The 20,501-nt window shown below is 73.2% G+C and carries 15 protein-coding genes; 12 read left to right on the forward strand and 3 right to left on the reverse strand.

Annotated features, from left to right (window positions below; all coding sequences use genetic code 11):
• Together AB8Z75_RS15280 and AB8Z75_RS15285 are read left to right on the forward strand one after the other, a co-directional pair.
• Nucleotides 1–1,000 (forward strand): patatin-like phospholipase family protein (locus AB8Z75_RS15280; RefSeq protein WP_369202184.1); only part of this gene is annotated, 1,000 nt, incomplete at its 5' end.
• Nucleotides 1,001–1,604: 604 nt separating this feature from the next.
• Nucleotides 1,605–3,653 carry a hypothetical protein gene (locus AB8Z75_RS15285; RefSeq protein ID WP_369202186.1) on the forward strand — a complete coding sequence of 683 codons (2,049 nt, stop codon included), beginning with the start codon at nucleotides 1,605–1,607 and terminating at the stop codon, nucleotides 3,651–3,653.
• A gap of 21 nt (nucleotides 3,654–3,674) precedes the next feature.
• On the opposite strand, the gene AB8Z75_RS15290 is transcribed toward AB8Z75_RS15285, so the two are convergent.
• Together AB8Z75_RS15290 and AB8Z75_RS15295 are read right to left on the reverse strand one after the other, a co-directional pair.
• A complete protein-coding gene (locus AB8Z75_RS15290) occupies nucleotides 3,675–5,045 on the reverse strand; it encodes a deoxyribodipyrimidine photo-lyase (protein ID WP_369202188.1) in 1,371 nt (456 codons plus the stop codon).
• Between the two features lie 360 nt (nucleotides 5,046–5,405).
• Nucleotides 5,406–6,503 (reverse strand): M64 family metallopeptidase, encoded by a 1,098-nt coding sequence (locus AB8Z75_RS15295; RefSeq protein ID WP_369202190.1) that lies wholly within the window; start codon nucleotides 6,501–6,503, stop codon nucleotides 5,406–5,408.
• 164 nt (nucleotides 6,504–6,667) lie between these two features.
• Between AB8Z75_RS15295 and AB8Z75_RS15300 the strand changes: the two genes are divergently transcribed.
• The 6 genes from AB8Z75_RS15300 (at nucleotide 6,668) to egtD (ending at nucleotide 13,238) form a co-directional block, all read left to right on the forward strand.
• Nucleotides 6,668–8,005 (forward strand): helix-turn-helix domain-containing protein, encoded by a 1,338-nt coding sequence (locus AB8Z75_RS15300; protein ID WP_369202192.1) that lies wholly within the window; start codon nucleotides 6,668–6,670, stop codon nucleotides 8,003–8,005.
• Nucleotides 8,006–8,246: 241 nt separating this feature from the next.
• Nucleotides 8,247–8,534, forward strand: coding sequence for a hypothetical protein (locus tag AB8Z75_RS15305; RefSeq protein WP_369202194.1), 288 nt, complete (start codon nucleotides 8,247–8,249; stop codon nucleotides 8,532–8,534).
• Nucleotides 8,535–8,744: 210 nt separating this feature from the next.
• Nucleotides 8,745–10,178: an ergothioneine biosynthesis glutamate--cysteine ligase EgtA gene (gene egtA / locus AB8Z75_RS15310; RefSeq protein WP_369202196.1), complete on the forward strand. Its 1,434-nt coding sequence runs from the start codon at nucleotides 8,745–8,747 to the stop codon at nucleotides 10,176–10,178.
• Complete coding sequence (gene egtB / locus AB8Z75_RS15315) at nucleotides 10,175–11,518, forward strand: ergothioneine biosynthesis protein EgtB (RefSeq protein WP_369202198.1); 1,344 nt, start codon at nucleotides 10,175–10,177, stop codon at nucleotides 11,516–11,518. Before egtA ends, egtB begins: the two co-directional genes overlap by 4 nt.
• A complete protein-coding gene (gene egtC / locus AB8Z75_RS15320; RefSeq protein WP_369202200.1) occupies nucleotides 11,518–12,270 on the forward strand; it encodes an ergothioneine biosynthesis protein EgtC in 753 nt (250 codons plus the stop codon). Before egtB ends, egtC begins: the two co-directional genes overlap by 1 nt.
• Nucleotides 12,267–13,238, forward strand: coding sequence for an L-histidine N(alpha)-methyltransferase (egtD, locus tag AB8Z75_RS15325; protein ID WP_369202202.1), 972 nt, complete (start codon nucleotides 12,267–12,269; stop codon nucleotides 13,236–13,238). Before egtC ends, egtD begins: the two co-directional genes overlap by 4 nt.
• A gap of 28 nt (nucleotides 13,239–13,266) precedes the next feature.
• On the opposite strand, the gene AB8Z75_RS15330 is transcribed toward egtD, so the two are convergent.
• Entirely contained in the window at nucleotides 13,267–15,897 is a 2,631-nt protein-coding gene (locus AB8Z75_RS15330; RefSeq protein ID WP_369202204.1) for a SpoIIE family protein phosphatase, read from the reverse strand.
• 270 nt (nucleotides 15,898–16,167) lie between these two features.
• Here AB8Z75_RS15330 and AB8Z75_RS15335 point away from each other — a divergent pair, with 270 nt between their 5' ends.
• The 4 genes from AB8Z75_RS15335 to AB8Z75_RS15350 all read left to right on the forward strand — a co-directional run bounded on the left by AB8Z75_RS15335 (nucleotide 16,168) and on the right by AB8Z75_RS15350 (nucleotide 20,426).
• Entirely contained in the window at nucleotides 16,168–16,593 is a 426-nt protein-coding gene (locus AB8Z75_RS15335) for a tautomerase family protein (RefSeq protein ID WP_369202206.1), read from the forward strand.
• A gap of 252 nt (nucleotides 16,594–16,845) precedes the next feature.
• On the forward strand, nucleotides 16,846–17,964 hold the full coding sequence (locus AB8Z75_RS15340; RefSeq protein WP_369202212.1) for an ROK family transcriptional regulator: 1,119 nt from the start codon (nucleotides 16,846–16,848) through the stop codon (nucleotides 17,962–17,964).
• A gap of 118 nt (nucleotides 17,965–18,082) precedes the next feature.
• Nucleotides 18,083–19,417 (forward strand): ABC transporter substrate-binding protein, encoded by a 1,335-nt coding sequence (locus AB8Z75_RS15345; RefSeq protein ID WP_369202208.1) that lies wholly within the window; start codon nucleotides 18,083–18,085, stop codon nucleotides 19,415–19,417.
• A 10-nt stretch (nucleotides 19,418–19,427) separates the two neighbouring features.
• Nucleotides 19,428–20,426, forward strand: coding sequence for a carbohydrate ABC transporter permease (locus AB8Z75_RS15350; protein WP_369202210.1), 999 nt, complete (start codon nucleotides 19,428–19,430; stop codon nucleotides 20,424–20,426).
• The last annotated feature ends 75 nt before the right edge of the window (nucleotides 20,427–20,501 follow it).

The following is a 20,501-nucleotide window of genomic DNA, read 5'->3' on the forward strand; positions in this document are numbered from 1 at the left end:
CCCCCTCCCCCACCCCGTCGCGGCCGTACTGGCCAAGCGCGCGGCGGCGGACAGCCGCCCGGGGACCCGGACGGACGGGTACCGGGTGGCGCTGGCCATCGAGGGCGGCGGTATGCGCGGGACCGTCTCAGCCGGAATGGCGCACTGGGTGCAGGAGCGGGGTCTGCTGACGGGCGTCGACGCCGTCTACGGCGCCTCGGCCGGGGCGATCTCCGCAGCGTGGCTGGTCAGTTCGCGCCCGGACGGACTGCGCGGCTGGGCGGACCCGCGCTTCGCCAGAGCCCTGATCCGCAAGCGGAACCTGCTGCGCGGACGCCCCATGGTCGACGTGGAGCGGCTGATCGAAGAGGTCTACATCCACGAGTTCCCGCTCGACTACCCCTCGGTGCTGGACGCGCCCGTCGAGCTGCATCCCCTGGCGACGGACCTTCGCACCGGCGAACCGGTCGACCTGCACGGCGAACTGACGGATGCGACCGCCCTGCGACTCGCCCTGCGGGCCAGCGCCGCCCTCCCCCTCCTGGCGGGCGGGCCCGTGTCCGTGGGGACGCGGCACTTCTACGACGCGGGGCTGGCCGAGTCGATCCCCTACCGCCAGGCGCTCAGGGACGGAGCGACCCACGTGCTGGTGCTGCGCTCCCGGCCGCTTTTGCCGGGCGCGGCGGTACGCACGGCCCCTTCGCTGGGGTCCCGGCTCGTCGCCGGAATCGCGTTCCGTCGGCAGACACCGCAACTCAGGGCCGCCTACCTGGGCCGGACCGCACGTCTGGCCGACGACGACCGCGCGCTCGCCGCCTACGACGCGGGCGCCGACCCGGGCGAGGGCCCCGCCGTCCTCTCCGTCAGGCCGGAGGCGGCAGCCCCCGCTGTCAGCCGCCTGGCGACGGACGGCGCCCTGCTCCAAGCGGCCTTCGAGGCCGGACGCCGGGCCGTGGGCGACCGCTTCGCCTTCCTCGTCGACCCCGAGGGCCCCGAGGCCCGCCCCTCGCCCACCGCCTGACGGTGCCGCCGCCGTGCGGCCCGGCGGGTCAGCCCCTCCGCGGAATACGCCCCCTCGGTCGCCGGCCGGCCGCCGATCGGCCACCGTGCGGGCGCTGTGCGGCCACCGTGCGGGCGCCGTGCGGGCCCCGTGCGGGCGCTTGCCGACGCCCGTCCGGCAGGTCAGCGGGAGGCGCGCTCGCGAACGGTCCCGCCGCCCACCGCGTGCGGCCGGGGAGGCGAGGCGCAGCGGCACGGTGCGGCGGACGGAGGGCTTCCGCTGCCGAGGCTCGACTGCCCGATTGACGCCTGGCGATGACCGAATGTGTGCCCGAAAACGGGAGGGGTGGCCCGCGAGAGAGGTTCCGGCGCCACGGGGGTGCCCGTTTTCACCCGCACCGTGTTGACCTGCGACCGTTCCCCTCCCTGCCCGATCACACATCAATCGATGTTCCGTACGATCGGTGTCCTACGCACGGTGCGTCCCTTTCGTACACACCGTGAAGCCGCAGCGCGCGCCTCGACCCGGCAGTGCTGCCCGCGGTTCGCACAGGGGAAGCGGACCGGACTCGCCGGGCACCGGGGCGTCAGTCACCGAGACAAGGACCGCAGGAACGAAGATGCAGATGTCTCCCACGTCAACGCCGGTCGACTCGCGCGGGGAGCAACTGGCGGCGTTGCGGAGAGAGGTCTTCACCGGCCGGGTGGCCGAGCTGCGCCTGTTGCGCGACCTCATGCTCCACGACCGGCACGGCTGCTTCGTGGTGTGGCTGCACGGTGTGGCGGGCGTCGGAAAGACCGCACTGCTCCAGCGGTTCGGGGACGAGGCCCAGCAGCAGGACCGCACCTGCCGCACGGTCGACATGCGATCCACCGAACCCACACCCGAGGCCTTCCTCGCGGCGCTCGAAGCCCAGGGCTCGCCGGACAGCACAGGGCTGCTGCTGGTGGACTCGGGAGAACTGCTGGGCCCGCTCGAACAGTGGCTGCGCCACGTCTTCCTGCCGGGCATGCCCGCGGACGCGCTGCTCGTCATCGCCAGTCGCACTCCGCCCTCCGTCGAGTGGCGTGCCGACGCACAGTGGTGGCACGCGCTGCGCAGCCTGCATCTGCCGAGCATGGACGACCGGGAGGCCGCCCTGATGCTGCGCAAGAGGGAGGTGGCGGAGGCGGACATACCCGTCGTCGTGCGTGCCGCACACGGACTGCCGCTCGCTCTGACCCTGATCGCCGACGCGAGGGCCCGCTGCGCCTGGCCGCAGGAACGGCGCCCGCACTGGGAGCTGCGCCACTCCCCCGACCTGGTGCGCGAACTGCTGCGCATGCTCCTGCGCGAGGTGCCCTCCCTGGCACAGGCCGACGCGCTCTACGTCCTCGCACTGGCCAGGATCACCACGGAGGAACTGGTGCGGCACGGGCTGGAGACGTCGGCTGCGGAGGCGCGGCAGTTGTGCGCATGGCTGCGGGGGCTCTCGTTCGTGCGGAGCACCGCGGAGGGCCTCATACCTCACGAACTCGTGCGCGACGCGCTGCTGGCCGACCTGCGCTGGCGCGGCGCCGAGAAGTACGAGCGGCTGCTGGGACAGCTGCACCAGCACCTCGCGCACCGGCTGTCCCAGCGGACGGGCGACCGCTGGTCGAACGGTGCCGACCTGGCGTACGTGGGCCGGCACAACCGCGTCCTGCGCGATGCCTTCGACTGGCGGGACGCGCACCGTCTCGTGCCGCGCCCCGCACGCCAGGAGGACCTGGGGACCGTCCTCACCGGTGTCGAGGCGGAGCACGGCCACCAGGCGGCGCTCCTGGCCGAGCAGTGGTGGGCCCACCAGCCGCCGGCCTTCACCGTCTTCGAAGACGCCCGGCGCGAGGTCGTGGACTGGCTGGTCGCCCCCTGCCTGGAGGCCGGAGAAGTCGGCGTGCCCGACGACCCGGTCGCCCGGGCGGCCATGGAACACGTCACGGCCTGGGCACCGCTGCGCCGTTCCGAACGGCTCCTTTTGACCCGCTGGAGCAGCGGCGCGCGCGGCGCGTCACCCGCCGCCGCCTTCGCCCTGACGACGCTGTGGGCGACCACTCCGCGGCTCGCGGTCAGCTGGACCGCCGCAGTCGGTGAGTCGGCGCCCCTGGTGTCCGTACTGGCCCTGTACGGACACCAGCAGGCCGACTCCGTCCTCGACGTCGACGGGCGGAAGGTGACTCCGTTCGTGCACGACTGGCGTCTGGTCCCCTTCGGCCGGTGGAGTCACACCCTGCGGACGAGGCTGCTGACGGACGAGCCGCCGGCCGCACCCGCACCTGTCGCCGCGGTCGAACCCCGGATGCCGTGGCCGGATTTCGCGGACGCCGTCAAGCAGGCGTACCGCAGCCTGCGGGACACCCGGCGGCTGGCGGAGAGCGCGTTGCTCGACACCCGCCTGGTCCCGCCCGGGAGCGGCGCTACGGCGCTGCGCGAGGTGCTGACCGAGACGGTGGCCCGGCTGCGCTCCAGCCCCGGGCAGCAGCAGTTGGGCACCATCCTCGACCTCACCTACGTCAGTGGGCCGCGCAGCCAGCAGGCCGCCGCGAGCCGTGCGGCCCTCTCGTTCAGTACCTACCGGCGCCGGCTGTCGACCGCGCTGACGAAGGCCGCGGAACTGCTGCGCGAGCGCGAACTGTACGGGCAGCACGGGGAGTGAGGCGGTGGCGGCGCCTGCGGGTCATTTGCCGCGTGCGTGGCGGAAGCGGTCGAGACCGTCACCGAGGTCGACGATGCGCTCGGGGTAGCCCAGGGCGGCGAACTCCTCCTCGCCGAGCTTCCACGGTTCGTGGACGTGCCGCTTGGGCACGTCGGCCAGTTCGGGTACCCACCGCCGCACATAGCCGCCCTCGGGGTCGTACCTCTTTCCCTGGGTGACCGGGTTGAGCACCCGGTTGGGGCGGGTGTCGGTACCGGTGCCGGCCATCCACTGCCAGTTCATCTGGTTGTTGGCGATGTCGCCGTCCACCAGGTGGTCGAGGAAGTGGCGAGCCCCCACCCGCCAGTCCACGTACAGGGTCTTGGCCAGGAAGCTGCCGACGAGAAGACGCCCCCGGTTGTGCATCCAGCCCTCGTGCCGCAGCTGCCGCATGGCGGCGTCGACCACGGGGTAGCCGGTGCGTCCACGGCGCCACGCCTCGACCTCGGTGCGTGCCCGCTCGCCGGTGCGCCAGTGGTCGTGGTGCGTGCGGTAGTCGGCTCGCGCGCTGCGCGGCCGTGCCGCGAGGACCTGGTGGTGGAAGTCCCGCCAGGCCAGCTGCCGTACGAAGGCCTCCGCGCCCGGACCGCTCCGCCGCCGGGCGCGGGCCACCAGCTCCGCCGCTGAGAGGGTGCCGAAGTGCAGGTGTGGCGAGAGGCGCGAGGTGGCGTCGGCGGCCAGGTCGTCGTGCCGCTCCTCGTAGGCGTCCACACCCGCGCGGAACCAGTCCGTGAGACGTTTGCGGCCCGCGCTCTCCCCGCCCTCCTGCACCCCGGGCGAGACGCCTTCGATCCGCGTGCGCGAGGGCACCTTCTCGGTCCGGACGCCTTCGCGCGCGCGAATCCGCCTGGGCGCCCCCAGCGGGTCTCGCCTGTGGGTGTCTTCCCAGCGGCCGAAGTAGGGGGTGAAGACGGCCATGTGGTCCTTGCCTGACGGGGTGATCTCACCGGGGGCGACGGCCGTGACGACCCGGTCGTGCACGCACAGCCGCCTCCCGGCGGATTCCAGCGCCGCACGGAGCCGCTCCTCACGTCGGGCGGCGTAGCAGCTGACGTCCGCGGCGAGGTGGACCTCGGCGGCGTCGGCCTCGTGTGCGACCCGGCAGACCTGTTCGACGACCTCGCCGGTGCGCACGATCAGGCGGGCCCCGCGCAGCCGCAGTCCGCGGTCGAGGTCGGTGAGGCAGTCGGCGAGGAACGCCAGCCTGTTGGGAGCGGCACAGCCCGCGGCGTCGATGCCGGTGTCGCGCACGAAGAGGGGAACGACGGTGTCGGCCGCCTTGAGAGCGGCGCGGAGCGGTGGGTTGTCGTTGAGCCGTAGGTCCCGGGTGAAGAGCGCGACGGCGGCGGTCATGGGGCTGCTCCTGCGTCGGTGACGGCACCGGGGCGGCATCGAGGACGGCCCGGTGCGCGACCACCGGCCCGGTGCGGGGTGCGGACGGTCCAGCATCCCGCCACGTGCCCCAGGGGGAGAGCGGATACGTGTGCCCCGGCGTGTCGGCACGGCTTCCCGTCCGGGGCGCGGGATGGCCGGCACGTCCCTCGGTGGGCGAAGGCGGCCGGCGGGCGGCGAGGCCGACGAGGAAGCCCCTCGTCGGCCTTGTCGCCCGCCGCCCGTCTTCGCCGCGCTCCACGCTCCGCCTCGGAGCGCTCCACGCTCCACGCTCCGCCTCGGAGCGCGCTCGCCGCTGCGGCGCGGAGAGCGCGCTGCGGTTCAGCCGCCGTTCGTGTAGCGCGCGAACCCGTCGACGAGTCCCTGGCGGCTGGGGTTGTTGAACTCCCGTACGGAGAAGTCCCTCATCAGCGAGGTCTCGGTGGGGCGGTAGAGGCCCTTCTCGTAGTAGCCGGCCCCCTCGAACGTGCCGGTCTGCCCGCCCGTCGGATCGTCTTTGCCGAGCCAGGAGTGCCACTTGGCCTGCCGCTGTGACATCTCCTGCGCGCTGTAGGTGCTGATGTTGACGTCCTCCGGCTCGGGGCCCTGGTAGGTGCCGGACTCGCCGTAGCCGTACTCGTCGGCCAGCCTGCCGATGGAATGCGCCATCTCGTGCACGGCGATGAGCCCGGAGGCGGAGTTGTCCGAGGAGAGGGTGGAGACTCCGTCGAAGGGGTAGCCGGTCAGCCGGTTGTACCCGGCGCCGCCGTACTTGGTGGAGTTGGCGACGACCACGACGATGTCGGCCGCGGGTGCCTGCGCGGCGTACGCGTTGACCTTGTCCAGGTCCGCGCACAGCAGCCGCTCCAGCCCGTCGCACCAGAAGTACGAGCTGAGCGCGGTGTCCCGCCGCACGTCCTGTGAGGGGTCACCGGAGACACCGGACTCGTTGGAGACGGCGTCCACGGTCCACACGTTCATCTTGTCGGTGTTGCTGCCGTACGGCTCCACGGCGGTGACCTCGGCCCACTTGGCCTCGGCGTCCGCGCGGAAGTCGGCGAGCTGGTCGGCGGTGTAGCCGTCGCCGACGAGGACCAGGTCGAGCCGTTCCGCGCTGGGCCCGGTCCGTCGCAGCGCGGAGACGCGTCCGTCGGCCTCGCTCTCCTGGGCGCTGAGGGCGGTGTGCGGGGCGACGGCGTGGCCGGGCGCCGAGGTGGGCACGCCGGCTCTGTGCCCCGTGGGCCCTGAGGGCCGGAAGGACTCCACCGTCTGGCTGTCGGCGACGTGGACGGGCCGCGCCGTGCCCTGGATGCGCTGGGCGGACGGCTCGGCGTGGGCACTCGCCGTGACCGCCGTGACGGACAGCAGGGTGGTTGCGGCGGCGAGAGCGGCGAACCGGCGTATGCGGGTGCGCGTGGGAGGTCGTACGCGTCCGGGCATGGCTGCTCCAGGGGGTGGGGGCTGAGCGGCACAGGCTGATAAGCCGCTTGATAAGCGTGCTTAACTGGCCGCTCAACATAGGACGTCGGGCAGTACCCGACAAGACTCCGCGCCCGACCGCGCCCGCGGACAGGCCAGGAGCCGGCGAGGAGTGGGGACATACCGTGACCGAACGGTCCGAGACGGTGGGCGAGCGCGTGTACCGGCTGCGAACCCAGCGGGGTATGACGCAGCGCCAGGTCGCGGCCCCGGCCTACACCGCCGCCTACGTCTCCACCGTGGAGGCGGGCAAGGTCCGCCCCTCGGAGAAGGCGCTGCACCATCTGGCCGCCCGGCTGGGCGTGGACAGCCGGGAACTGCTCACAGGACAGCCCGCCCACCTGGCCACCGGTCTGCGGCTCGGCCTCACCGGCGCCCAGCACACCCTCGCCACAGGGGACACCGCCGAGGCGGCCCGCGAGTTCGCCGGGCTGCTGGCCGAGGCCGAGGAGTACGAGCTGACCGAGGAGAGCGCCGCCGCGCAGCTCGGGCTCGGTGAGTGCGCCCTGGAGTCCGGCGACCTCGCGCAGGCGCACGCGCGCTTCGAGGCGGCCGAACGGCTCCTCGCCGACGCGGCGCCCGCCCGGCGCGCCCCAGCGGTGCGCGGACGCGCCGTCGCCCACCTGCTGGCCGGTGAACTGCGCTACTCCTGCTACCTGCTGGAGAACGCCCTGGACGAGCTGAACAACTCAGGGCACCACGATCCGGACGCGCTGCTGCTGCTCTACACGGCGGCCATCGCCCCGTACCTGGACATGGGGGCGCACGCGCGGGCCGCGCACGCGGCCGAGCAGGCCCTGTCCCTGGCGCCCTCGGCCACCGACAGCGCACGTGTCGCGGCCATGCACCGCTCGGTGGCCCGCACGCTGCTGGCGGAGAACCGGATCGCCGAGGCCGACGCCTCCCTCGCCAAGGCCGCCGAGCTCTACCGCAGGCTGCGGCTGCGGACCGAGCTGGCCCACTGCCACTGGATGCGCGGGTACGTGCACGCGCAGAGCGGCGGTCTGGAACAGGCCGAGCGTGAGATGCGGATCGCACGCGAGATGCTCGCCGCCAAACGGGCGACGCTCTACGCGGAACAGGTCGAGGTGGAGCTGGCCGACGTCGTACGGCGCCGGGGCAGGACGGACGAGGCCAGGGAACTTCTGCGCGGCGTGCTGGCCACGGCGGGCCAGGAGCGTGCGGCCGTGCACGCGGGGGCGGCGCACCGGCTGCTGGGGCTGATCGCTCAGGAGGCCGGGGAGCTGGAGTGCGCCGAGGAGCACTACGCGTCGGCGCTCTCGCTGCTGGAGCGAGCCGGAGCCGCCGGCGATTTGGCCGACGTGTGCCGCCTGCTGGGTGACCTGCTGCGCCGCGCGGGCAGGACGCAGGCGGCGATGGACGCCTACCGCACCGGCCTCGGCCCCCGCGTGACCAGGGGCGTCACCACCCTCGGCCCGGCTCCCGCCGAACCGCCCGCGTGAGCACCCGCGAGTCCGCCACGGCCGCTCTCGGGGCGGCCCGGGTGCGGCGGGACACGTCCGGGGAACGGAGGCTGGGAGGTGGGCGTTGTGTACGCTTCCCCGGCAGCGCACTCAGGTGTCCCGCAGCGACCGAGGTGATCGTTTCGTAGTCTGGACGCAGGAGGGCGTACGCCGTGCCGCAAGGGGTACGGTTGCGTCGATCTCACGCTGACGATTCCCGAGGAGCTCCGCGAAATCCCTCATGACTGCTGACCCGGACAAGGCTGAATTCGACCTTCTCTACGAAGACGCGAAAGCGGGCGTCGCCGAGGCGCGGCAGCGCGTGCTCGACGCCTCCGCCGACGGGCCCGACAGCGACCGGCTGGCCGACGCCCTGGACGAGCTGGAGGCGGCGCTCGCCCACCGCGAGGCGGCCCGTCTGCGCACCCGCGACGACGCCTGGCTGCTGACGGCGCTCGGCGCGGCCAACGCCATCGACCCCGAGTTCCACGGCGAAGGCGGCCCCGCCCCCGAGGGGCCCGCCGACTAGCACATGCCCCCCCGTGTCCCCCGGCGAACAGCCCGCCGGGGCGACCGGCCACGCGCTCATGCCCCCGGCAATCGGCCCGTTGGCCGAGATGCACCGCCACGGGGCCCCGGCCGGCCCGCGCGGTCTTGTGGGCCCGGCCCGGTAGCGGTTTCAGTGTGGTGAGCAGCTCACGTCCGGTACGGCACCACCACGTGGACCGAGGGGGCGGGCATGACCGTCATGTCAGGGGAAGTGCGGGAACTGCTCACGGAGGAGGCGGCACTGGCGCGGGTGCACGGCATCTGCTTCAAGACCGGGCCGCCACGCCGAGTCGGCGTCGAACTCGAATGGCTGGTCCACCCCGTCGACGGTTTCCCACCGGCGCCGCGGACGGGGCGTGTGCGGCAGGCGGCCCCTGGGCGTGAGCACGTCGACGCGGCTGCGCTGGAAGCGGCGGTGTCCGAGTTGCAGGACCTGCCGCTGTCGTCGGTGGTGTCACTGGAGCCCGGCGGTCAGGTCGAGTTCAGCTCCCGCCCGTCGGAGTCCCTCCCCGCGTGCATCGAGGCGGTCGGCGCCGATCTGGCCGCTGCCCGGGCCCGGCTGGGCCGCCACGGCATGCGGCTGGTGGGCCGGGGCCTGGACGAGCGGCGCGGTACCCGGCTGCTGGACGCCCCGCGCTACTGCGCGATGGAGAGCTACTTCGACCGCACGGGCCCGGCAGGCCGGACGATGATGCGCTCCTCGGCGTCCGTGCAGGTGTGTGTGGACGCGGGAGTCGCGGGCCGTGGGCCCTTCGGGCTGGGGCGGCGCTGGTTCCTCGCCCACGTGCTGGGGGCCGTCCTGACGGCCGCGTTCGCGAACTCTCCCCTGCTGGAGGGCGACTGGGCGGGCTGGCGGTCGGGCCGCCAGGCCGTGTGGGCGGCCCTGGACGGATACCGCAACCTGTCGCCCGCCGCGGTGGGACGAGGAGACCCGCGCTCCCTGTGGGCCCGGCACGCGCTGGACGCGCCGGTGCTGTGCGTGCGGTCGCGTGAAGGCCCGTGGACGGTGCCGGGGGACGGCATGACGTTCCGCCAGTGGATCAGCCACTGGTCGGGCAGCGGCGGGCGGCACGGCGCGGCCCCCGTGCCGGACGGTGCCGCCCTCAGGCCGCCAGGCCTGGCGGACCTCGACTATCACCTGACCACGCTCTTCCCGCCGGTGCGGCCCTGCGGCCACCTGGAACTGCGCATGATCGACGCCCAGTCGGGTGACGACGGCTGGGTCGTACCGCTGGCCGTGACGACCGCCCTGTTCGACGACGCCACCGCCGCGCAGACCGCCTTTCGGGCCGTACGCCCGCTGGCCCGCCTCGGCGGCGGCGCGCAGGCGCCACGCAACGCGCTGTGGGAGCGGGCGGCCAGGGACGGGCTGAGCGACCCCGGGCTGCACAGGGCCGCGGCCACCTGCTTCGCCGCCGCCTTGGAGGCGCTGCCGCGGATGGGTGTGGACCGGAGCGTCGTCGCGGCCGTCGACGCGTTCACCGACCGCTACGTGACCCGGGGCCGCTGCCCCGCCGACGACACCCTCGACGCGTGCGGCAGCGCGCCGCTCCCTGCCGCCGCTCCCCCACCTGCCGCGACGTCCCGCCCTGCGGGCGACGCGGGAAAGGAGACGTCCCGATGACCGCCGGCATCACGGAAGACGGCGCCGCGCTGCGTGCCCGGGCACTCGACGCGCTGGACGCGGCACGCCGGCGCACCCTCGGCCTGGCCGACTGCGTCGGGGACGGCGAACTGACGACGCAGCACTCGCCGCTGATGTCGCCGCTGGTGTGGGACATGGCGCACATCGCCAACCAGGAGGAGCAGTGGCTGCTGCGCGCCGCCGGCGGCCTGGTCGCGCTCCGTCCCGAGATCGACTCCCTCTACGACGCGTTCGAGCACCCCCGCGCCGAACGCCCGGCCCTGCCGCTGCTGCCGCCGGGCGAGGCGCGCGGCTACCTGACCGAGGTGCGCTCTCGCGCCCTCGACGTGCTGGACAGGGCACGCTTCAGCGGGACCGACCGGCTGCTTCAGGGCGGTTTCGCCTTCGGGATGATCGCCCAGCACGAGCAGCAGCACGCCGAGACGATGCTGATCACCCATCAGCTGCGGCGCGGTCCTGCGGCACTGACCGCTCCCCCTCCCCCGCCCGCGGCGTCCGACGTGGCATCGCTGCCGTCCGAGGTCGCGATCCCGGGTGGCCCGTTCACCATGGGCACCGACGACGAGCTGTGGGCGCTGGACAACGAGCGCCCCGCCCACCGCCGCGAGGTAGGGGCCTTCCACATCGACACGCTGCCGGTGAGCAACGGCGCCTACCTGCGGTTCGTCGAGGACGGCGGCTACCGCGAGGAGCGCTGGTGGCACCCGGCGGGCTGGGAGCAGGTGCGCCGCCACGGCTGGCGGGCGCCGCTGTTCTGGCGCCGGGACGGCGCGGGCGGATGGTGGCGGCGGCGCTTCGGGGTGTCCGAGCCGGTGCCCGCGGACGAACCGGTGCTCCATGTGAGCTGGTACGAGGCGGACGCGTACGCCCGTTGGGCGGGGCGGCGGCTGCCGACGGAGGCCGAGTGGGAGAAGGCGGCCCGCTTCGACCCGGCCACCTCGGGCAGCCGCCGCTTCCCGTGGGGCGAGGAACCGCCGGGCCCCCGGCACGCCAATCTGGGGCAGCGCCACCTTGGGCCGGCGCCGGTGGGCAGCTACCCCGAGGGCGCCTCAGCGACGGGGGCTCGGCAGTTGCTGGGTGACGTGTGGGAGTGGACGTCGAGCGACTTCGGCCCCTATCCGGGCTTCACGGCCTTCCCCTACCGGGAGTACTCCGAGGTGTTCTTCGGGCCCGCGTACAAGGTGCTGCGGGGCGGGGGTTTCGGGGTGGGCTCCGTGGTGGCGAGGGCCACGTTCCGCAACTGGGACCACCCGGTGCGCCGCCAGATCTTCTCGGGGTTCCGCACGGCCTGCTCACCGGCCTGCCGGGGCTGCGGCTGATGTGCCGCCACCTCGCCTACGTGGGGCCCGTGCGCGCCCTGGGGGATCTCCTGGTGCGGCCCGAGTTCTCCCTGGTGCGCCAGTCGTGGGAGCCACGCCGTCAGGGTCACGGAACGGTGAACGCGGACGGCTTCGGAGTCGGCTGGTACGCCGCGGGCGACCCGGTCCCGGCGCGGTACCGCCGCACCGGCCCGGTGTGGGCCGACGGCTCGTTCAGCGACCTGTGCCGCGTGGTGCGCTCCGACGGCGTACTGGCAGCGGTGCGGGACGCCACGGACGGCTGCGCCGGCGGGGAGGCGGCCGTCGCCCCGTTCGGTGCGGACGGCTGGCTGTTCAGCCACAACGGGGCGGTCACCGGCTGGCCCGCCTCGGTCGCCGACGTGGCCGCCCGCACGCTGAGCGGGCGGGAACTGCTCGACGTGGAGGCCCGCACCGACGCCGCACTGGCCTGGGCGCTGGTACTGCACAGGTTGCGCGCCGGTGCCCCGCTCGCCGCGGCCGTGGCCCGGGTGGCCGCCGCGCTGGCACGGGCGGCGCCCGGGTCGCGGCTGAACTTCCTGCTCACCGACGGGCGCGCCGTGGCCGGGAGCGCGGTGGGCGAGTCCCTGTGGTTCCTGGCCCGGCCGGGAGAGTCCCTGACGGTGGCCTCGGAACCGCACGACACGGACCCGGACTGGCGGCAGGTGCCCGAGGGGTGCGTCGTCACGGGGGATGCCGCGCATGTCGAACTTCTTGGCTTGGAGGATCTGTGAACACCCCCCGTTTCTCCCTCACTCGCAGCCTGCCGCCCGGGGCGACCTCGGCGGCGCTGGCGGCCGATGTGGCCCGGGGCCTGTCGCGCGTTCCCAAGGAGCTGCCGCCGCGATGGTTCTACGACGCACGGGGCAGCGAACTGTTCGAGGAGATCACCGGTCTGCCCGAGTACTACCCGACCCGGGCCGAGCAGGAGATCCTCACGCGGCACGCCGGGGACATCGCCCGCCTGTCGGCGCCAGGTGCTCTGGTGGAGCTGGGGTCGGGCTCGTCGGCCAAGACGCGGCTGCTGCTGGACGCGCTGCCCGAGCGGCTGCTGTACGTGCCGGTGGATGTGAGTCCCTCGGCGCTGGAGGCGGCAGGGCGCGCGCTGCTGGACGAGCGCCCCGGGCTGAGGGTGCACGCCGTGGTCGCCGACTTCCTGGCCGGGCTCCGGTTGCCGGACTCGCCGCTCCCCCGCCTGGTGGCCTTCCTGGGCGGCACCGTCGGCAATCTCCTGCCGGCCGAACGCGCCCTTTTCCTCACCTGGCTGCGCACCTCGCTGGCCCCCGGCGACGCTCTCCTGCTGGGCACCGATCTGGTCAAGGACCCCGCCGTGCTGGTGGCCGCCTACGACGACGCTCGGGGTGTGACCGCCGAGTTCAACAAAAACGTCCTGCGGGTGCTGGCCCGCGAACTGGACGCGGACTGCGATCCGGCCGACTTCGACCATGTCGCGGTGTGGGACGCGGAGCACGAGTGGATCGAGATGCGGTTGCGTGCCCGTGCGGCTCTGAGCGTGAAGGTGCCCGCGCTCGACGCGAGCTTCGACTTCCGTGCGGGTGAGGAGCTGCGCACCGAGGTGTCGGCCAAGTTCCGCCCGGAGGGGCTGCGCGCCGAGCTCGCGGGCAGCGGCTGGCGCCTGGAGCGGATGTGGACCGATACGGAGAGCCGTTTCGCGCTGAGCCTCGCGTTTCCCGAGCCGTGAGCGCGCCGCCCCGGGCGGGGTCGGCTCGTCAGGCCGGCGGGACCTCGTGCTCGGCGGTGTCCGTCAGAGGGATCTCGGCCCAGATGGTCTTGCCGTGCGGCCCATACCGGGTGCCCCAGTGCTGGGCGAGCTGGGCGATGAGAAACAGGCCGCGACCGCCCTCGTCCACCGTGGTGGCACGGCGCAGATGGGGGGCGGTGCTGCTGCTGTCGGACACCTCGCAGGTCAGGTACCGGTCGCAGAGCAGTCGCACGGTGACGGGAGGCGCTCCGTAGCGGACGGCGTTGGTGATCAGCTCGCTGAGGACGAGTTCCGCGGTGAAGGCGGTCTCCTCCAGGCCCCATGCGGTCAGCTGGTCCCTGCAGGCCGCCCGCACCGGGGCGACCTCCTCGGGGTCGCTGGACACCTCCCACTGGGCGACCCGGTCGGGTGGCAGCCTGCGGGTGACGGCGACGAGCAGGGCGATGTCGTCCCTGTCGGTGTGCGACCTGCCGGGCAGCAACGCCTCCAGGAGGGCGCCGCACGTCTCGTCCGGGTCGTCGCCGGCGCGGGCGACCGTGTCGAGCAGTGTTTCCAGTCGTTCGTCGAGGTCGCGGCCTCGCGACCGGATCAGGCCGTCGGTGTAGAGGACCAGCCGACTGTCTGCGGGGACCGTCAGGGTGCGCGTCTCGAACGGTGAGGTGCCCAGTCCCAGTGGGAGGTTGGCGGGCACGTCCACGAGTGCGGTCGTGCCGTCGGGGTGGGCCAGCGCGGGCGGCGGGTGGCCGGCTCTGGCGATGTGGCACTGCCCGGTGGCCGGCTCGTACAGGGCGTAGAGCACGGTGGCGCCCGTGACCGTCTCGGTCTCCGGGTGGCGCGTGGGGTCGCGGTCGATGCGGACCACCAGCTCGTCCAGGTGGGCGAGGAGTTCGTCGGGCGGCAGGTCGAGGGAGGAGAAGTTGTGCACGGCCGTCCGCAGCCGACCCATGGTGGCGGCCGCGTGCAGCCCGTGTCCGACGACGTCGCCGACGACGAGTGCCACGCGGGCGCCTGGCAGTGGGAGGACGTCGAACCAGTCGCCGCCGACCCCCGCCTGCGCCGGCACGTAGCGGTAGGCGGCGTCGACCGCGTTCTGTTCGGGCAGCCCGCCGGGCAGCAGGCTGCGCTGCAGGGTGACGGCCATGCCGTGTTCGCGGGCGTAACGCCGTGCGTTGTCGACGCAGACCGCCGTGCGGGCGACCAGTTCCTGCGCCGAGGCGAGGTCCTCGGGCTGGTAGGGCTGCTGGTCGCGGCGCCAGAAGCTGGCCAGTCCGAGAACGGTGCCCCTGGCCCGCAGCGGAACGGTGATCCGCGAGTGGAATCCCGCGGAGAGGATGTGTGCGGCTCCTTCGGGGTCGATCCGGCGCCACTCGGTGGCGGCGGCCAGGTCGGGCTCGAAGACCGGGGCGACCTCCGCCGTCCCTCCCGTCGTGCGGACGGCCACCGGGGGGATGCGCGGGCTGCTGCCCAGGGGCTGCAACGGGTGGTCGCCGACGGCCGAGCGCAGGGCGACGCGCCGCACCGTGACGGTGGTGGGGTCGGGCAACGGCTCCTCCTCTCCCTCGATCACCGGGTCGAGCAGGTCGACGCTCACGACGTCGGCGAACCGGTCCACGGCGACCTCGGCGAGTTCCTCCGCGGTGCGCTTCACATCGAGGGTCGTGCCGACGTGCAGGCCCGCCGTGTAGAGCAGTTCGAGGCGCTGGGCGGCGACTTCGGCCTGCCCCGCCACCTCCCGCAACTCGGTGGTGTCCCTCAGGGTGGTCACGGTGCCTGCCGAGTGGCCGCCGCCGGTGGGGCGCTGGTTGACGGCCAGCAGCCGTTCGCCGACGGGGTGCACCTCGTCGCTGGCCTTGCGGCCCGAGACCAGCAGCTGTCCGACGCCGGACGGTAGGCGCAGCGCGCCGATGCGCTGCCCCTGGACGCCGGCGGGCAGCCCCAGGAGCCGGTGGGCCTCGTCGTTGGCCAGCAGCAGCCGCCGGTCGGCGTCGAGCACGAGGACGCCCTCGCGGACGGCGTGCAGGACCGCGTCGTGGTGCTCGTACATCCGGGTCACCTCGGTGGGGCCGAGGCCGTGGGTCTGCCGTTTGAGCCGTCTGCTGACCAGGCCCGCGCCTGCGGCGGCCAGCAGGAGCGCGCCGACGGCGCCGGCGCCCACCCAGGGCAGTTCCCGGTCGAGTCCGGCCGAGACGGTGGTCAGGTCGACGCCCGCGGTGACGATGCCGACCACCTGGCGGTCGGTATCCCGCACGGGGGCGACCGCCCGCACGGAGTCCGTGGGCTCGCCGCGGAAGTGTTCCAGGTAGGTCTCGCCGGCCAGCGCCCGGCTGAAGTCCCCCGCGGCGCGTCTGCCGATCAGCTCGGTGAGGGGGTCGGAGAGGCGCACGCCCTCGTCGTCGAGCACGGCCACGAAGTCGATGCCGCACGCGTCGCGGGCCCGCAGGCTCACCGGTTGCAGTGCGGCCGTCGGCCGGGAGGAACGGAGGGCCGCGGCCGTGGAGGGCGCGGTCGCCAGGGCGCCGGCGCACGCCAGTGACCTTTCGCGGGCGCTGCGCACGTCGGCGGCGCGGGTCTGCCAGGCGAGGAGGGATGCTCCGGCCGCCACCAGCAGCAGGACGATCGCCAACTGCAGGGCGAACACCTGCCCCGCGACGCTGCGTCCCGGGAACCGTGCTCCGTGCTGCCCGGGCTCCGGGACCCGTCGCCACCCGCGCAACCGCCTCAGCTGTCTTCGCCACTCCCGCGCCATAGAGCATGGTCTACCGCCCTTTGGGCGCGTTTTCGCGGACGCGCCTCCCGGGCGACGGGGGACGCACCTCGCGTGGGTGCGCCTTCCTGGCCGCCGGAGCGGTGGACGAGACGCACTGTTACTGTACCTACTGGTATGTACAGACAGCAGAGAGGACACGCTGTGCCCTTCGTCCGGATCGACGCCCTGCGAGCCGACACCGACCGGCTCGACGCTCTCGGCCGCGCCGTCCACGAGGCCCTGGTCGAGACGCTCGGCATCCCACCCGACGACAGGTTCCAGGTGCTCGTCGGCCACGACGGCGTCACCAGCACCCTGCGCCACGACACCTACGGAGGGATCCAGCGGGACGAGGGCATCGTCTACATCGCCGTCACCCTGCGCGCCGGGCGTGCCCCGGAAGCGAAGCAGGCGCTGTACCGGCGCATCGCCGAGTTGGCGCACACCTACGCCGGCACCGAGCCGCGCAACGTCTTCGTGACCCTGACCGAGAACGCCTCCGCCGACTGGTCGTTGGGGAACGGCGCGGCGCAGTACCTCGCGCCCGACCGCACTCGCGGGATGCCCGGATCAGGGGCGAACAGCTGACCGACCGGCCGCCACACACATCACGGCTCGGTTGCTTCCCCCCGCACCCATTGACGCAGCCGCCGGTGGAGTCCTAGGTTTCCCGCCATCGATAGGAAACTTTCCTAACGAATCCCGCCGCCCGCGCACCGTCGCCCGGGCGGCCCGGACGGACGGGGCTCCACCTTGGCCACCACACACGCCGACTCCAGCGGCATACCCGGCACCCCTGGCGCGCCCGGGACCCCGGGAACACCGCGCGTGCTGCGGGCGATGAACGACCGGGCCGCACTCGACCTGCTCGTCGCCCACGGGGCACTGACCCGCACCAGGATCAGCGAACTGACTGGCCTCTCGAAGCCGACCGCCTCCCAACTCCTCAACAGGCTCACGCAGACGGGACTCGTCCGGACCCGGAGCAAGGAGCGCGGCAAGCCCGGCCCCAACGCACTGCTGTACGAGATCGATCCCGCCGCCGCGCACGTCGCCGCGCTGTCGGCCGACCCCTGGGGCATCTCCGCGGTGGTCGCCGACATCACCGGCACGGTCGTCGGCCGCGCCCGCGTGGAGGCGGACTCGGTGGCCCACGGCGTGCGCCACCGCACGGCCCAGTTGGTCAAGGAGGCCGTCGACGGCGCACTGGCGGACGCGGGCCCTGGCCCCACGGAGCCGCACACCACGGTCATCGGCACACCGGGCGCCATCGACCCGCGCTCGGGTGAACTCCGCTACGCCCCGCACCTGCCCGGCTGGCACTCCCGCACCCTGCGCGCCGAACTGGCCGAGGTACTCGGCGCCCCTGTCACGATCGAGAACGACGTCAACCTCGCGGCCATGGCGGAGCAGCACGAGGGCGCAGCCCAGGACCACGACAACTTCGCCCTGGTCTGGGTGGACAACGGCACGGGCGCGGCCGTCGTCGTGGACGGCACGCTGCTGCGCGGTGCGACGGGAGGCGCCGGCGAGATCGGCTACATGCCGCTGCCCGGGGCGCCGCTGGCCCGGGGCGGCCCTGGCGAGTACGCGACGGCGCAGGCCGGTGGCGGCTTCCAGAGCCTCGTCTCCGTCTCGGCGGTGCGCGGACTCGCGGAAGGCAGGCCCCTCGCGGACGCGCTGGCCGCACCGGACGTGCGCGAGGAGACCGCACGTCGGCTGGCGGCCGGTATCGCCGCCGTGGTCGCCGTCGTCGACCCCGAACTCGTCGTCCTGTCCGGAACGGTGCCGCAGACGGGCGGTGAGGAGCTGCGTGCGCTGGTCGAAGAGGAGCTGACCGGGCTCGCACTGCCGCGCCCGCTGCTGCGGCTGAGCGAGCTGGACGGCGACCCGATCCTCACCGGCGCCCTGCTCTCCGCCCTGGCGCAGGCCCGCGAGCAGGTCTTCGACACCGCCTGACGGCGGTCGCCGAGCCTCTGTTCGCACGCCCGCTCAGGCGGCCACTCACCGCGCCCGGCCCCCTACCGGCGCGCTTCCCCACTCAGGCCCCACCCCATCCTGCCCTGAAGGAGTTTCCATGCCGCCTCCGCGTCTGCGCGCCTGGCCGGCCGTGCTGCTCGCCACCGGGCTGCTGCTGTCCGGCTGCGCCAACCCCAGCGTCGGCAGCGCCGACGACGACCCGAACGCGCCCGTCACGCTGAGGTTCTGGCACGGCTGGTCCGAACCCGGCGAAGTGAAGGCGATCGACAAGAGCATCCAGCGCTTCGAGAAGCTGCACCCCAACATCCACGTCGAGACCACCGGCAACGTCAGTGACGCCACCGTCAACCAGGCGCTGCGGGCCGGCGGCGACAAGGCACCGGACGTGGTGTCCTCCTTCACCACGAACAACGTCGGCCAGTACTGCGACTCGGGTATGTGGGCCGACCTCGACCCGTTCCTGAAGAAGAGCGGCGTCGACAAGAAGAAGGTCTTCCCCTCCACGCTGCTGGACTACACGCAGTACGAGGGCACCCAGTGCGCGCTGCCGCTGCTGGCCGACGCCTTCGGGCTCTACTACAACAAGGACGCCTTCGCGAAAGCCGGCATCGACCGCCCACCGCGGACCATGTCGGAGTTCGCCGAGGACGCGGCCAAGCTCACCGAGCGCGACGGCGACCGGGTCGAGCGGGTCGGCTTCATGCCCAACTTCCGCCTGTACCAGAACAGTCCCGACCGGATGTTCGCCCAGTGGGGCCCGCGCTACTTCGACGAGGACGGCAAGGCCCGCCTTGCGAAGGAGCCGCGCACCCGGCAGTTCTACCGCACCATGAAGAAGCTCTCGGACGCGCAGGGCGGTTACGCGGCACTGGAGCGGCTGCGGCAGAGCTTCGGCGACGAGATGTCCCGGCAGAGCGGCTTCATGACCGGCAAGCTGGCCATGCACCTGGACGGCGAGTGGCGCGGCCTGATGCTCAAGGAGGACAAGCCCGACTTCGACTGGGGCGTGGCGCCGCTGCCGGTGCCCGACGACCAGGCCGACACCTACGGACGCGGCTACCTGACCGGCACGGTCGCCGGGATCGCCCACTCCAGCACGCACCAGAACGCGGCGTGGGAACTGCTGAGGTTCCTGACCACCGACACCGAACAGGTGGTGTCCTTCGCCAACGCGATCCACAACGTGCCCTCCACCAAGGCGGCACTCGCCTCCCCGAAGCTGGACGCCGACCCGGCCTTCCGCACGTTCCTGCGGATCGCGAAGAACCCGCACAGCCAGGCGCTGCCGCCCTCGACGACCGGCGGCATGTACGTGACGGCCTTCCAGGACTTCTCCTACTCGGTGGAGGCGGGAAAGGTCGACGACTTGGACGCGGGGCTGCGCGAGCTCGACCGGCAGATCGACGCCGACACCCTCCAGGCCAAGAACTAGGAGCGCGGCCATGGCACTCTCCCTCTCCCCCGGTACCAGGCCGGACACGCCCGGCACTGCCGCCCCTGACTCCGACGCGCGGCTGCGCCGCAAGAGGAGACGCGACAGGCTGCGCACGATCGGCTTCCTGTCGCCCTGGCTCGTGGGGTTCTCGGTCTTCTTCGGCTACCCGCTGGCCGCCACCGTCTACTTCTCCTTCATGCACTACAACCAGATCAAGCAGCCCGAGTTCGTGGGACTGCGCAACTGGTCGTACGTCTTCACACAGATGCCGCTGTTCGGCCCCGCGCTGTGGAACACGCTGTGGCTGGTCGTGGTGATGGTCGCGCTGCGGGTGGTCTTCGGCATCGGCGTCGGGCTGCTGGTGACCAAGCTCAAGAGCGGTGTGGGCTTCTTCCGTACCGCCTTCTACGTGCCCTACCTGGCTCCGCCCGTGGCCGCGACCGTGGCCTTCGTCTTCCTGCTCAACCCGTCGACGGGACCCGTCAACGAGATACTGGCGGCGGTCGGCATCGACGGGCCGAACTGGTTCAACGACCCTGCCTGGGCCAAACCGTCGCTGGTGATGCTCTCGCTGTGGGGCATCGGCGACCTCATGGTCATCTTCATGGCCGCGCTGCTGGACGTGCCCAAGGAACAGTACGAGGCGGCCGAGCTGGACGGCGCCGGGCCGCTGACGAAGTTCCGCTTCGTCACCTGGCCGAACATCACGCCGATCGTGATGTTCGCGGTCGTGACCGGCGTCGTGCAGACGATGCAGTACTACACGCAGGCGCTCGTGGCCGGGAAGCTGGCCTCCGGCGTCACCATCGGCCCCGGCACGGTCATTCAGCCCGGCTACCCCGACCACTCGACGATCACCGTGCCGCAGCTCGTGTACCAGCTGGGCTTCCAGAACTTCAACACCGGTGCCGCCTGCGTGCTGTCCCTGGTGCTGTTCGCCATCGCGATGGCCGTGACCATGCTGCTCATGCGCCGCAGGAGCGGCCTGCTGTCGGCGGAGGACTGATCACATGACGACCCCGACCACTCCGGCGGCCACGCTGCCGTCCGCCGCGGCCCAGCCCCCGCGGGCGGCCCGCAC

The organism is Streptomyces sp. PU-14G (assembly GCF_041028275.1).
GTDB lineage: Bacteria > Actinomycetota > Actinomycetes > Streptomycetales > Streptomycetaceae > Streptomyces.